The organism is Bradyrhizobium sp. JR3.5 (assembly GCF_054057015.1).
In genome coordinates, this window is sequence record NZ_JBSRYV010000001.1 from 215,120 (window position 1) to 228,782 (window position 13,663).

Genomic DNA, 13,663 nt, shown 5'->3' on the forward strand with positions numbered 1-13,663 from the left:
ACCAGAATTCACGGCGAAGCCCTTATCGGCGCGCCGTCCATATGAAATCCAGTGCACGCCACGACCGCCTAGTAATCGGAGTGTTATCTCACGAGCATGTCGTCGATTTCGTCCGGCTGCGCGAGTTCCTGTGATCGTTTCGCTTACTTGACCGTCGCCGTTGCAGAAAAGCCATGTTAAAAGCCGCTTCTCTCGAAGGAGCAATGATTGTGAAGAAAGCAACCAAGAAAGCGGTGACGCGGCGCGAGTGGACGAAGACAGATATTAAGGACCTCAAAGCCCACTCGAAAGCACGCACGCCGGTTACGAAGATATCCAAATTGACGAAGCGCAGTATTGGTGCTCTCCGCCAAAAGGCACTGGTCCTTGGAATTGGACTCGGGCACCAGCGTTAGCCCATTTCGATTGATTGGGAGAGTAGGACGGCCTGATGGCCCACCTCCTGAACAGCTAGACCATCCTAGCTGACTTCGCTTTTCTGACTACCGAAAGGACAGCTGCGGGCAAGTCAGCCCGCAGCGTCGTGACGGCCTCCGACGACATAGGTTCCGTTTTTAGGTGAGGTTAACCGCGCCACGTTGTTGAGGTTGCGCGGTCGCGCGTGATTCCTTGCGCCGGAAACTACAGACCATCCACGTCGGAGACCTGGAAGTGTCCTTCCAGCTGACTGTCCTGAAAAGTGCTGGCCGGCCAGCCTGCCGGGCGTGCCTCCGTTGCCGAAGTTCGGCAAGCGGTCGAAATCCTGATGACCAGCGGCAAAGACTGGACAGGTCGCATGAAGCGGTTGGCCGAATATGTGACCCGAATAGTTCTCGGCCAAGTTTGTGGTTCGCGATCCTCGCGGCGGGGAGATCACGGAGCAGGGGCGGCAAATCTTGTCCGCACTCGAAACGTCCGTCGCCGTTCGAAGAAAGCCGCCTCAATCAGCCGCCGACCTGCCGGCCAGCGAGCCCGCGGCCCAGCCGGTAACAGGTTCGGCAAGATCACTTCAGCCTCCCCGAGGCCGTCGTCAGAGGCGGCGCCATCGCCGCGGAAAAACTCGATCCAATCGGCGTTCGGCCTGAACCAAGCGGACGGTCCCTGGGCTTGTAGAGAGGAGAGCGATACCTCGAGAAGCCGCACCGTCTTGAACCACAGATCAGGCTCGGGCGTGACGCGCGATTAGCCGACTTATGTTGCGTTTACCTCCAGGCGCTCGGGCGGAACTGAGGCAAAGTCCACTCGGCCTCTCGCGAGCGGTTAGGAGTTGCCGTAAGAACCTTGACAGCGGCCTTCGCGGATCGCCTTCAGCGTCTCTTCTTCACGTAGAATCTGAGATTGCACCGCTTCCAGCAGGCTTGTGGCCGTTGCCGCTGGAAACGACACCACGGCCGTCCTCATCGCCGACGACGAAGTCGCCGGGCGAAATCACGCAGCCTCCGACCGAGACCGGCACGTTGATTTCACCGGGGCCATTTTTGTATGGTCCGCGATGAATCACCGCGCGCGCGAAGCAAGGAAAGTCAGACGTAGCAAAGGCCGCGACATCGCGGATCGCGCCGTCGATCACGTAGCCTTCCGCCTTACGCCATTGTGCGATGTTCTTCATGATCTCACCGACCAGCGCGCGAGTCTCGTCGCCACCGCCATCGACCACGATGACATCGCCCGGCCCGACCATCTCAAGCGCCCGGTGGATTGCGAGATTGTCGCCCGGCCGTGTGCGCACGGTGAAGGCCGTTCCGACCAGCTTGCCGCCGCGATGAAATGGACGCAAACCGACCGATCCCGGCAGCCGGCCGAGGTTGTCAGAGATTACGGATGTCGGCGCGCTACGGAAGCCTTCGATCAAACTTACCGGAGGCTTCTGCACGAGCGCCGCAGCGATGGTGACGGTCATATGATCTGATCCTCTTAGTTTCCAGGCTCCTGCACTTCATGGCACGGCGCACGACGGGAGCATTCGACGTCTTCGCAAGAGCGTGCAATCGGCTCCGAGAAGCACCGGGGCAGGCGGTTTCGACTAAGCCATCCAACAACATTGGACGGCTTACTCGGACCTGTTGCGCAGGACACCTCCGTTGCGGGCTCGAGTACCGGCGCGATTCCAACCGCGGAATTGGTCTCCAAACCCTTCGCAGCCAGATGCCGTCACCGCTACAGTATCTTCGAGTTTGATGTACCCTCTGGCGGGATGCTTTATTGCTGTCTCGATTGAAATCACCATTCCGGACTGTAGAGGGCGATCCTCATCGTATCCGTGATAAGGCACAGGGCCGGTACTGGTCAGGCGCGGACCTTCATGACTGACGAGTCCCATGCCGTGAGCCAGAAACTCCAGATGAGGCTTGTGGGGTGACTTATGGACGATCTCATTTGCGACAGCGAATATTTCGCCGCCTCGCGCTCCTGGCCTGATCGGCTTGCGCGCCTCGGATTGAATGTGATCGATCAAACCAAGTAGATCGACCAATTCGGCGTCAGGCTCGCCGAGAATTCCCATCCGACAGAGGTCACCAATATAGCCGTGATAATTGCCGGCCGAATCCAGCGACATGACGTCACCAGCGTGCAACTTTTGTTCAGACGGCGCTCGGTTGAGGTCACGCCCAGCCGTGATCAGGCAATATTCGAACTTCAGACCACGATTGACTTCCTCGCGCCGAAGCTCTTCGACCAAGTCGTTTTTGGTCATTCCCGGAGCAGAATGCTCAAAAACGGCTGCCATCGACTGCACGACTCGCTCAGAGGCCTCTCGCAGAAGATTGAGCTCCGCAGGACTCTTGATGAGGCGTAGTCGCTCAAGCACAAAGTTTGCTTCCGCGAGGCGGCAACTCGCAAGGTTGTCGTGCAACAGTTGTCCACCATCCATGGGCAAAAATGACTTTTCGACTCCGACGGTTGAAGACGACCCACCAATCTTTTTGATGTGCTCAGCTGCGAGTCCGACTGCGTCTGTGCTGCTCCATGTTGTAGTTTGCACCGTCGGCGGCCAGAACTTTCCAAGGTCCATCTCAAAAGTCTCAAGAGCTGCGCCGAAGTACGCCGAGTTCTCGGGCCTGCCCTTTTGATAGATGAGCACCGGCAAATAGCGGCTCTCCGCGACCGCATCCATGTAGTCGAAGAAAAAGAAGCGATACCCGCCAAGCAGGTATTGTACATTGTGCTTGGAAGTCACCATCAAGATATCGATTCCAGCCTCATCTAGAAGCCGGTCTAGGCGCGCCTCATCAAACGGCAAAATTCGGCGGCTAAGGGTTTGCGGAGCGCTCACTGATCAATTCCCCTGTTGTTATGGCTCGGTTTAGACACGTTGGCGAAGGCTGCCGCGACCGCCGTTCGGCCGTCGCAAACTCTAATAAGCCGCGTCGCTTCGGTCTCCCGAAGTTTCGGTATTGCTCTGCGGCGCGCTCACGAGTGCCAAAGCGCTTGCGGCCGCCCGCGTGGCGGAATGCAGTCATGAGTCCCGGCCAGCCGACGGGGAACCGCGCGCAATGTCGTCGCCAGCGCAAGGCTATCAACGACCGGGCGAGGCTCAGAAGACCGACCGCCTGCACGTTCTCATACGACGCTTCCGAGAGGCGACGGCATCCCGTAAGAGCGCGACCAATATACGAGGGGTCGCTCGGCGCCCGATACGATCTCGTCCACACGTCCGATTAACAGCACGTGCGTGGCAATGGGCCGTGCGTCCACGAGTTCGCAGTCGAACGCTGCCACCACGCCTTCCAGATAACGTGGCGGTTCACTAGGTGCGCCCGCCCAGCGGGCTGCAGTAAGATCGTAGGGTCGTCCTGTCTGCGGCCGCCCCGAAAAGCGTTCGGAATGTTCCACCTGCTCGGCCGAGAGCACATTGATCACAAAGCGGCGATGCGCGTACACCGCCTCGGAAAGGGGGCTGGTTCCCTTGACAGAAACCAGCACCATCGGGGGATCCGCCGAGACCGAGATGAACGTACCCACCGTAAGGGCCAACCGGTCGTCGGGGGGGCCCGCCACGACCACAGCCACGCTCAGTGGCACACGGCTCATCGCCGACACGAATTGTTCGCGCAGGATGTCGGAGCGGTTAGGGATGTGCGACGTTGCAGAGGATGTCATAGCGGATGCGACCTTCGGAAAGTTTATGAACGGTGCGGTCAAAGCGGCACCCTCCGGTGGGGTCACTAAAGCGTCGGATTGTCGATCGGCAGGCCGAGCACCACGCGGCCATGAGTTGCCGCGCTTACGTCCCAATTCTGGGTGATGTGCCGGTTTGCAGCGCTCATGTCGCAGTAGTAGCGGGAGAGTGGATTACGGTCATAGATCGCTCCTCCGCCCGCGGCATCCCAAACAACGCTCACCGCGCGGGTCGCGAGCTGGCCGGCAAAGGTTGCTTCCGCCCGGCAACGCGCGCGTTCTTCATCAGTGGGTAGACGGCCGGACTCGAGAATCTCCGTCATCTGGTCGCACGCGCCGTAGATCAGAAGACGAGCCGCCCTTATGCAGGCGAGCGCCTCGGCGACCTTTACGTGTTGCGTGCTGAAATCGGAGACCGGCCGCGACGAGGCGCGGGAGATCCTACCTCGTGTCTGGTCGAGAAAGGTCTCCACCGCGCCCTCTGCGATGCCGAGGGCGGAGCTCCCGATGAAAACCCCAAACATACAATAGAGGGGAGCGCGTAAATTGATTGGCTCACCTGCGTAACGCGCCTCGCGGGCTCGCATGGATTCGATGGTTGTCGTGCGGTGCTCCGGCACGAACACCTCATTCAGCGCCACGTCGTGGCTGGCTGAGCCCTTTAGGCCCATGGCATACCAAGTGTCGTGAATCTGATAATCGCTCCGCGGCACGAGGAAGTGCCTGTCCTCCTCTTGGCCGTCCGGTCCGGGCGTGAAGGCGGTGAACAGCGGACCAGTCGGCAAGACTCACGCCGCTGACGAAGGGCCAGCGGCCCGACAGCACATAGCCTCCGTCTACCCGGCGCGCCCGTCCGATGTTTGGAATGAGGATACCCGACAGCAACGCGGCCGGGTTGTTCCGCCAGACATCTTCCTGCGCCTCCAACGGCCACCGGCACATCATGGAATTGTGAGAAATGTTCTGCACCACCGCCCAGGCGGTCGATCCGCAGGCCTTCCCCAGAGCGATCATGACGTCAACTGCCGCGCGAAACGGCGCATCGGCTCCGCCAAAGCGGGCGGGCTGGAACAGTCGATGGACTCCGGTTCGCTGGATGTCCAGCCGGGTTGCTTCCGGGGGCTGGCGCAGCGACTCGGTTTCGGCCGCACGCTCGCGCAACACAGGCGCAAGGTCGCGAGCTCGCTTCACGAGTTCTTCTGGCGTTCCGACGGGTTGAATGGCGGGCAAAATATCGTGGCTAAGGGCGGTTCGGGTTTTCAAGGCGGTTTCTCCGGTTGAGTATGATTTTTATAGAACATACGTTATATAAAAATAACTTGCAAGCCCTCTACGCATGCGCCGACTTGGCCCCTGTGCCTCTGGTTGAGCGTCATTTCGAAGCCATTTAACGGAATAGACGTTGAAGTGAGAGCCAGATAATATAGATTATACGTTTGAAATGAGGGTGAGATGCCAAAGCTCGGAATGGAAGCGATCCGCCGGCGGCAGGTGATGGATGCGGTCATCCACATCTTGTCGACCCAAGGCTGGCGCGATCTCACCATCAGAGAGGTGAGCGACGTCGCCGGCATTTCTTCGGGTGTCGTCACCCACTATTTTAGCAACAAGCGCACCTTGACACTGGATGCGATCAACGACGCTATTCTCCAGTACGTCAAAGCCCTCGGAAAGATCGAGCACCGACGCGGCGCTGTCGTGGACCGGCTGACAGCACTCGTCGATTTCGTCAGCCAGCCCTCGCCCCCCGGAATTCCAGACTGGCGGTTCTGGCTCGGTTTGCTGGGCCGAATGCCGTTCGATCGGGTACTGCAGGCCGAGGTGCAGAAGGTTCACCGGCTTTATGCGGAGATCGTCGCGCGGCTGATCGAAGCCGGCATCGAAGAGCGCGAGTTCCATCCCGATCGCACGTCCGAGGACATCGCGGTGAAATTCGTCGGCGCCGCTGTCGGGATGTACGCGCTTATGGTCGCAGATCCGCAGGATATGTCACCCGAGCGGTGTCGTCGGCTGCTGCTGGACCTGCTGGGCCAGGACCTCGGCGTGACCCTCGCGGAGATGCCGGCAGCGCAGGCGCAGCTGACCTCGAAGTTAGCCTAATCCTGGCTTTGATGTGTTCAATCGCGCCAAGGCGACGGACCCACATATCAAAACGGAGCGCGACCCTTGACCGTTATCCACCCTCAAGACTTCAAGGTCAAGCGCGTGCAGAGCCAAGATCTGATCAGCGGCGCGCAGAGCCTCATCGTGGCGCTGAAGGAGCGGGCAGACGAAGCCGAGCGAAATCGCTGCCTGCCCAATGAGACCTGTCTGGACCTGCGCCGTTTGGGGTTATCGCGACTCATTCAGCCGGAGCATTTTGGCGGTGCGGAGGGATCGCTCGAGCACTTCGTGGATGTCATGATCCCGATCGCCAGCGGCTGCCCCTCGACCGCCTGGTGCCTCGCCCAGTACATCTTCCACAACTATATGATCGCCCGGTGGCCGTTGCAGGCACAGGAGGAAGTCTGGAGCGATCCGAACAACCTCGTGAGTGGTATTCTCGTCCCGCGCCTCGGCAAGGCTCGGCGCGTCGTGGGCGGCTATGAGCTGACCGGCGAATGGCCTTTCGTGAGCGGCGTACAGCCGTCCGACTGGTGCCTGCTCTCTGGAATGGTGGAGCAGGATGCGGCTCCGGACGAGGAGCGATATTTCCTCGTTCCGACTCGCTCGATCACGATACTCGATACGTGGTACCCCATCGGCCTGCATGGCTCAGGGAGCCAAGACGTGCGGGTCGACAAACTTTTCGTACCCGAACATCTCAGCTTGTCGATCAAACACCTGAAGGGCGGCGATTTTCCCGGGAAGGCGATCAATCGCGGTGCGGTCTACCGACCGCCTATCTACATGGTCAGTGGCGTTTTGCTCGCCGCCGCGCTGATTGGTATGTCAGAAGCGATGTTCGAGAGCTTCCTTGTTCAGTCGCGCAGCCGCAGGGCGCTGATGAGCAGCGAGGAGACGGCGAGCTACGCCACCCATCAGGTGCGGGTCGGGGAGGTATCGGCTTCGCTGCAGGCCGCCCAGACCCTCATTAGGGCCGATTGCCGGGAGATCATGGAGTTGGCCTCTGCCGACTATGCGCCGACGGCCGTTGAGCGATCGAACTACCGCTGCAACTCGGCGTATGCGGGGCAGCTCGCGAAGCGCGCGGCGGAGACTGTATGGGATCTCATCGGAGCGCGCGGAGCTTACGCGACCAACCTGATCGCCCGACTCTACCGCGACATCGCGGGTCGCCTCGCGCCATGCCGCGATGAATTGGGAGATCAATGCGACCGAACATGGTCGCGCCCGTCTCAGACTGCCGCTCACAAACCCATCGCTATAGGCGCAAAAAACTGCACCATCTGCAGATTCCCCCGCTTGACAACTTTTTTTAGATGGTATGTTCTATATAAATTGATCGTGATTACTGGCAGTCCCGGTCCGTGGTCTCGGACGTCACGATTTTCCCCCAGCCATCGCTTTCGGAGGGTCTCATGCGTGACTTGGTTGTCCTCGCCAAACAGTTTGTTGAAGGCCGCGTCTCTCGTCGTGAATTCATGAAGTCCGCGGCTGCCTTTGGTGCTGCCACTGCAACCCTGGGCGCGGGCGGCTACCCGGCGGGCGCTGCGACTGGTCCGTTGGTTGGGTTTAGCTTCCCCAGCTTTGACGCCTTCCGCTGGCCCCATGACCGCCACTATTTCCAGGCTCGCGCCGACGAGCTGGGACTTCGATACATAATTCAGGGCGCGAATGAAGACGTGGCGACCCAAGACACTCAAATCGACGCCATGTTGTCCCAAGGCATCAAAGTGCTGGTGATCATTCCCGTGAACGTCGAGGCTGGGAAGAAGATTGTCGAACGCGTCAAGCGCGAGGCGAACATTCCGATTATTTCCTACAACTACGTCATTCCTTCCCCGGCTATCGACTACTGGGCGGCGCGCGACAATTACCTTGTTGGCGAGCTGCAGGCTAAGCAGGCCCTAAAGGAGGCAAAAAAAGGCAATTGGGCCCTCGTCAGCGGCCCCGAGGGAATAGACGTGGCGCGTCAAAAGACTGAGGGAGCGCTGAGGGTTCTCAAGCCGTACATAGATTCTGGAGAGATCAAAATCGTGTCGCACCAATGGCATGACAATTGGCGCCAAGAGTCGGCTCTCAAGCAAATCGAGGATGCGCTGACGAAAAACAACAATAATATCCAAGCCGTGGTCGCGAACGAGGAAGGTCTCGCGCTGGGCGCGCTCCAGGGCCCTGACTGAGCAGGGATTGAACGGCAAAATCTGGCTTTGCGGAGAGGATGTATGGCCAGAAGGCGCTCGTGCGATCGTTAAGGGTGACATGGCGATGAGCGCTTGGACTGACCTCATCCAAATGGGACGCGTAACCGCAGAGGCGGCGCTTGCCCTCACTCGAGGTGAGGCGCCGAAAACCACTGAGACTCTTGATGTGGGCGGCAAGAAAATTCCGGGAATGCGGATTCAGTCACGCGTTGTGAACAAAGAGACTTTGCCTGACTTCCTCAAACTGACGGATTGGTTGAAGCCGGAAGATATCGGCCTCAAGGCAGGATAAATGCGAGTGGACGCGTTCGTGGCATCAACCACTTTAAGCGGGCGCAACGCCGGAGAATTGTTGCAACTCGATGGTATTACCGTCGAGTTCGGCGCCAATCGCGCTCTCGACAACGTAAGCTTCAACGTCTCGGCCGGAGAGGTTGTCGGCTTAATGGGAGCAAATGGCGCCGGAAAAAGTACGCTTGCAAAAGTTATCGTCGGCGAGATCCCGCATGGGGCTTATCGCGGGACCGTGAACTGTAACGGCAAGTTAGCGGCGTTCACCGACTCTAGGGATGCGCATCGTGCCGGCGTTGCTCTCGTTCATCAGGAAGGTTCGGTTGTCTCTCAGCTGACCATCGGTGAAAATGTGATGCTCGCGATCGAGCCCTCTCGTCTCGGCATCATCGATTGGAAGGGGTTGCACGCTCAAGCGGACGCCGCATTGCGCAGGCTTGGGTTGGCGATCGATACGCGAACGCCGCTTGCCGGGCAGGGCGGAGTCGCGCTGATGGAGCAGGTGGAGATTGCTCGTGCGATTGCGAGTGGCAGTCGAGTGTTCGTTTTCGACGAATCGACATCCGCGCTCGGAGCGGGTGAGATTACAGTGCTTCTCCAGCGTATGCGCGAGCTTGCCGCTCAGGGCGCGGGCATTATCTTTATCTCTCATCGCACCGATGAAATCTTGCGGGTCTGTGACCGTGTTGTCGTGCTTCGTGACGGCCGTGTCGCGTTGGATACGCCAAAGTCGAGTCTCGACCATGGAGTGATCGTACGGGCCATGCTCGGCAGCGGTCGAGACAATGTCGTTTCGAGCGGTCAAACCACGTCTTCAGAGCGGCGCGAAACGACCGTAAGGCTCAACGGATGGGGTCTCGCGCGGTCGTCAGAGTTCCCGCGCGACGTTGGCCCGATCGACCTCGAGGTCGCGGCGAACGAGATCGTTGCAGTTTACGGGCCCCTAGGGGCGGGAAAGTCTGAGCTCCTGCAATCGCTCTACGGCTTCATGCGGGAATTGACAAGCGGTGCGATGGAACTGGCCGGCAGCCGGTTCCGGCCGCGAAGTCCGCGTGAATCGATCTTGGCGGGGGTCGCCTATGTTTCGGCTGAGCGGCAGCGCGATGGCGTCGTCCCACATCTTTCCGTGTTGGAAAACATGATGTTGGGTTGGCATCGCGGGCCTCCACGTCGGAAGGGGGCCCATTGTCGATCCCGCACGAAGCGCAGATCTCTGCAGATCGATGATCCGCGATCTAGCCATCCGCACGCAGGGACCGGATCAGCCGATAGCAGCCCTTAGTGGTGGTAACCAGCAAAAGGTTCTGTTGGCGCGAGCCCTCATCAACGAGCCGCGTCTGATCCTGCTCGATGAGCCCACGCGCGGAATCGACTTGGGCGCCAAGCAAGACGTGTATCGGCTGGTGCGTAGGCTCGCATCCGCCGGAACCGCCGTGCTGTACGCCACAATGGAAGAATCTGAGGCGCTACAACTTTCCGACCGGGTCTTGGTGCTACGCGATGGAAGGCAAGTCGCGCTGATCAAGTCGAAAGACACCAACCCTCACGAACTGCTCGCATTGGCTGGGGGGCTGCAATGAAATCAACGATGGGACCGCGATGACAACGATAGCTGACTCGAAGAGCGACGCGATTGCGGTGCTTTCTTCAGAAACGCGGCCCGCGCCGCCGACCCGAGCAAACTCCGTCATTTCTATCTTGCGCTCGGCCGCGGGATTGCTTTTGGCTATCGCGATTGTCTGGATCGTCTTCTCGATCCTGACAGATGGCGTATTTGTCAGCGACCGAAATCTAAGCAATCTCATGCGGCAGACCTCCATGACCGCCATGGTCGCTATCGGAATGCTCGTTGTTGTCGTCCAGGGCGAAATCGACCTGTCCGTAGGATCGTTCCTGAGCCTTGCCGTTACCATAATCGCCATGATCGAAGTGAGCGGCATTGTGGGCGTCTGGGGATCGATCGGGGCAGCGCTCGCTATGGGCGTCCTCGTCGGCCTATGGAACGGCATCTGGGTTGCTCGCTTCGGTCTTCCGTCCTTCGTGGCAACACTCGGAGGCTTGATGCTGTTTCGCGGCTTGGCGCTTGCGCTATCGGGCGGCCGCACGATCACTGGCGTCTCTGAGCAAATTCGTTTCTTCGGCGAGGCGTTTGTTACGGGGCCTGCGCTCTGGGTCTTCATCACGGTGGCCGCCATCATATCACTCTGGCCGTTGCGCAACCTGGGAGAGGATAGCCAACGTCGGCGTGCATTGGTTCGAGCTGGCGTGGGTTTTGCTGGCGTCGTCCTGCTTGGCTGGGCAACGCTCTCTTATCGCGGCTTACCCATGCCGGTGGCAATCACGTTGGCCACCGCGGCGCTGGTTTCGTGGATGTTGACCAACACTGTGTGGGGACGTCATGTGTATGCGGTTGGCGGCAATCGTGACGCTGCCAGATCGGCGGGCATACCCATCACGATGCATCTGATGATCTCATTCGTCCTCATCGGAGTATTGACCGCCGTCGCGGCACTGATCCTGGTTGGACGGCTCGGCTCGGCGCCGCCAGAATCGGGTCTGTTTCTCGAACTGAACGCGATCGCGGCCGTTGTGATCGGCGGAGCAAGTCTCTATGGCGGCACTGGCACCGTGTCGGGCGTCCTATTGGGCGCGTTGCTAATGCAAAGCCTCGCAAACGGTCTTTCGTTGCTGAATGTGCCGACCGCCTACCAGAACATCACAAGCGGGATTGTTCTCATGCTCGCCGTTTACATCGATGTACTGTCCAAGCGTGGGGGGAAGCTATTCTCGCGCCCCTGAAAAAAATCGCAGCAATTCTGCTGCTGCTCCCTGCGGCCGCGGCGTTTGCCTTCGGGTATGCGGCGAGTAGTATCCGCAACTCGTCGCGTGCAATGCGGCGTGCGCTTCGATGGAACTGGCGAACCGTCTGCTACGGGCCGATCGAGATTCGTACGCCTCCCACGTGGGGGGAAATCGAACAAGGGCCTGACGGCATGCTTGTCCTCCACAACCGGCCACTAAGACTGAGAGTCGATGGCGATGCCGTTTGGTATGGATCCACTATCGAATTGAGGATGTATCACGGCAGTCAGGGCCGCCAAACCGTGGAGGGCGCGACGCGCTACTGGAGGCGCCGGTTGGCGTTCCCAGGAGCATCATTGATCGCGGACTTGCATGTCGCCAATGGCGTGACGTCAGCTAGGACGAAAGAGGCCCAACGTGTACTTCATTCGCTGCATCTCACGGGAGACCCAGGTTCGATCGTTTGGCCTGCGCAACAGTCAGCTGCGACAAGTATCGCACTGCGACCGCTTCGTCCGCCACATGACTCAAACGTTGCCCGCGACTTCGAGAGCTTTGAAGCCCATGAGGTCACATCGAAAATCACAGCGCTCTTGGGGCCCGCCGAGCCAGCGCAGCGCGCGTTAATGAAACACAATCTAGACGCTGGCAACCTGACGCGGGCGATCGATTCATCGTGGGTAAGGTGACCGTGAGTTTCCGTAGGGGCTCATTGAATTGCTTTTAGAATGAGAGAAGCGGAGTATCTCTTGCAAGATCTTTGGCGTCTGTCGGCCACCGATCTCGCCGACCTCATAAAATCGAAAAAGGTTTCGGCGAAAGAAGCTGCGGAGGCGGGGCTTGCCCGGCTTGACGCGGTTAATCCGAAGATCAACGCGGTGGTCGATCACCGGCGCGACGACGTGATGGCGCAGGCAGCATCAATCGATGCGGCGGTTGCGCGCGGCGGTGATTTGGGGCCGCTGGTCGGCGTACCCGTTACTATCAAGATCGGTGCCGATCAGAAAAGCTTTGCCACCACGGACGGCATGAAGCTGCGTTGCGACAACATCGCCAAGGCCGACAATCCAGTGGTCGCCAATCTGCGCAAGGCCGGGGCCATCTTGCTCGGCCGCACAAACTGTCCAGCCGTTTCCTATCGTTGGTTCACCACCAACCTTATCCACGGTAACACCAAGAACCCCCGCGATCCGGGCATTACACCGGGCGGCTCGTCCGGCGGCGCTGGTGCAGCAGTTGCAGCGGGAATTGGGCACATTGCCCACGGCAGCGACATAGCCGGCTCGATTCGCTATCCCGCTTATGCCTGTGGCGTGCATGGTTTGCGGCCCAGCTTGGGCCGCGTCCCGGCCTTCAACCTAGGCTCCGAAGGGCAGTCCGATTGGTCCGCAGATCGGGGCGGTCTCCGGACCGCTGGCGCGCACCATCAACGATCTGCGCATTTCACTGGCGGCGATGTCGGCGCCCGATGCTCGCGATCCTTGGTACGCGCCAGTGGCACTTGAAGGCCCGCCGAGGCCGAAACGAGTAGCGATGTGCCTCAACCCAGATGGTCTCAATCCCGCACCCGAGGTTGTCGCTGCTGTGGCCGACGCAGGCAAGCGGCTGCAAGGTGCGGGCTGGATCGTCGAGGAGATCGAAGATACGCCATCCATGCGCGAGCCGGCCGATATCCAAACTAAGCTCTGGCTCGGCGACGGCTATGAGGCCCAGCTCGAAATGGCCGAAATCGAGCGTGATCCAGGCGCGCTGGCCTGCTTGCGCGGCGTCCGCGACAAGGTGCATCCGTTCGATCTTTCGAAGGCGTTGACTCGGCGCGATACCTTGACGCGAGAGTGGTTTGCCTTCCTGGACAAATACCCGGTGCTGCTGATTCCCGTATCAGGCGAACTGCCGTTTCCCGATCATCTCGACCTTAAGGATGACGCGTCGTTTGCGCGGGTGTGGCATGCCCAGCTACCGCAGATTGCCATTCCCCTCATGGGCCTTCCAGCGCTAACGGTTTCCACTGGGCTTGTCGGCCGGATCCCGGTTGGTGTGCAACTCGTTGCCGGCCGCTACCGCGAGGATTTATGCCTTGCTGCGGGCGAGGCGATCGAGGCCGGCGGCACACCATCTGTGGCGATTGATCCGGCAAACTGGTGAGCAGCGCGGGCTTCGGATTT

General features: G+C 59.8%; 12 protein-coding genes and 2 pseudogenes. 10 read left to right on the forward strand and 4 right to left on the reverse strand.

Annotated features, from left to right (window positions below; all coding sequences use genetic code 11):
• Positions 1-203 precede the first annotated feature (203 nt).
• Positions 204-395 (forward strand): hypothetical protein, encoded by a 192-nt coding sequence (locus ACVWW1_RS01070; protein WP_456656587.1) that lies wholly within the window; start codon positions 204-206, stop codon positions 393-395.
• An 844-nt stretch (positions 396-1,239) separates the two neighbouring features.
• Here ACVWW1_RS01070 and ACVWW1_RS01075 read toward each other — a convergent pair.
• From ACVWW1_RS01075 to ACVWW1_RS01090, 4 genes and pseudogenes are all read right to left on the reverse strand, one after another.
• A pseudogene (locus ACVWW1_RS01075) lies at positions 1,240-1,879 on the reverse strand (RraA family protein).
• Between the two features lie 150 nt (positions 1,880-2,029).
• The gene (locus ACVWW1_RS01080; protein WP_456654528.1) at positions 2,030-3,253 is read right to left on the reverse strand and encodes a M24 family metallopeptidase; all 1,224 of its coding nucleotides are present in this window, start codon (positions 3,251-3,253) and stop codon (positions 2,030-2,032) included.
• Between the two features lie 287 nt (positions 3,254-3,540).
• A complete protein-coding gene (locus ACVWW1_RS01085; protein ID WP_456654529.1) occupies positions 3,541-4,122 on the reverse strand; it encodes a flavin reductase family protein in 582 nt (193 codons plus the stop codon).
• Between the two features lie 23 nt (positions 4,123-4,145).
• The gene (locus ACVWW1_RS01090) at positions 4,146-4,883 is read right to left on the reverse strand and encodes an acyl-CoA dehydrogenase family protein (protein WP_456654530.1); all 738 of its coding nucleotides are present in this window, start codon (positions 4,881-4,883) and stop codon (positions 4,146-4,148) included.
• 292 nt (positions 4,884-5,175) lie between these two features.
• Here ACVWW1_RS01090 and ACVWW1_RS01095 point away from each other — a divergent pair, with 292 nt between their 5' ends.
• The 9 genes and pseudogenes from ACVWW1_RS01095 to ACVWW1_RS01135 all read left to right on the forward strand — a co-directional run bounded on the left by ACVWW1_RS01095 (position 5,176) and on the right by ACVWW1_RS01135 (position 13,643).
• The gene (locus ACVWW1_RS01095) at positions 5,176-5,379 is read left to right on the forward strand and encodes a hypothetical protein (protein ID WP_456654531.1); all 204 of its coding nucleotides are present in this window, start codon (positions 5,176-5,178) and stop codon (positions 5,377-5,379) included.
• Positions 5,380-5,550: 171 nt separating this feature from the next.
• On the forward strand, positions 5,551-6,198 hold the full coding sequence (locus tag ACVWW1_RS01100) for a TetR family transcriptional regulator C-terminal domain-containing protein (RefSeq protein ID WP_456654532.1): 648 nt from the start codon (positions 5,551-5,553) through the stop codon (positions 6,196-6,198).
• A gap of 66 nt (positions 6,199-6,264) precedes the next feature.
• Complete coding sequence (locus ACVWW1_RS01105; protein ID WP_456654533.1) at positions 6,265-7,686, forward strand: acyl-CoA dehydrogenase family protein; 1,422 nt, start codon at positions 6,265-6,267, stop codon at positions 7,684-7,686.
• Complete coding sequence (locus tag ACVWW1_RS01110) at positions 7,620-8,384, forward strand: substrate-binding domain-containing protein (RefSeq protein WP_456654534.1); 765 nt, start codon at positions 7,620-7,622, stop codon at positions 8,382-8,384. Before ACVWW1_RS01105 ends, ACVWW1_RS01110 begins: the two co-directional genes overlap by 67 nt.
• Before the next feature lie 7 nt (positions 8,385-8,391).
• On the forward strand, positions 8,392-8,697 hold the full coding sequence (locus tag ACVWW1_RS01115; protein ID WP_456654535.1) for a hypothetical protein: 306 nt from the start codon (positions 8,392-8,394) through the stop codon (positions 8,695-8,697).
• A 6-nt stretch (positions 8,698-8,703) separates the two neighbouring features.
• Positions 8,704-9,978, forward strand: coding sequence for an ATP-binding cassette domain-containing protein (locus ACVWW1_RS01120; RefSeq protein ID WP_456654536.1), 1,275 nt, complete (start codon positions 8,704-8,706; stop codon positions 9,976-9,978).
• A 25-nt stretch (positions 9,979-10,003) separates the two neighbouring features.
• Positions 10,004-10,276, forward strand: a complete 273-nt coding sequence (locus tag ACVWW1_RS01125) for a hypothetical protein (RefSeq protein ID WP_456656694.1) — start codon at positions 10,004-10,006, stop codon at positions 10,274-10,276.
• A gap of 19 nt (positions 10,277-10,295) precedes the next feature.
• Positions 10,296-11,495, forward strand: a complete 1,200-nt coding sequence (locus ACVWW1_RS01130) for a sugar ABC transporter permease (protein ID WP_456654537.1) — start codon at positions 10,296-10,298, stop codon at positions 11,493-11,495.
• Positions 11,496-12,247: 752 nt separating this feature from the next.
• Positions 12,248-13,643: pseudogene (locus ACVWW1_RS01135) on the forward strand (amidase family protein).
• Positions 13,644-13,663: the final 20 nt, after the last annotated feature.

What these genes read in the sequence shown, in the direction of transcription:
- ACVWW1_RS01130 (WP_456654537.1), top strand. Translation starts at nt 10,296, where the DNA reads ATGACAACGATAGCTGACTCGAAGAGCGACGCGATTGCGGTGCTTTCT.
- ACVWW1_RS01095 (WP_456654531.1), top strand. Translation starts at nt 5,176, where the DNA reads ATGGACTCCGGTTCGCTGGATGTCCAGCCGGGTTGCTTCCGGGGGCTG.
- ACVWW1_RS01070 (WP_456656587.1), top strand. Translation starts at nt 204, where the DNA reads ATGATTGTGAAGAAAGCAACCAAGAAAGCGGTGACGCGGCGCGAGTGG.
- ACVWW1_RS01100 (WP_456654532.1), top strand. Translation starts at nt 5,551, where the DNA reads ATGCCAAAGCTCGGAATGGAAGCGATCCGCCGGCGGCAGGTGATGGAT.
- ACVWW1_RS01110 (WP_456654534.1), top strand. Translation starts at nt 7,620, where the DNA reads ATGCGTGACTTGGTTGTCCTCGCCAAACAGTTTGTTGAAGGCCGCGTC.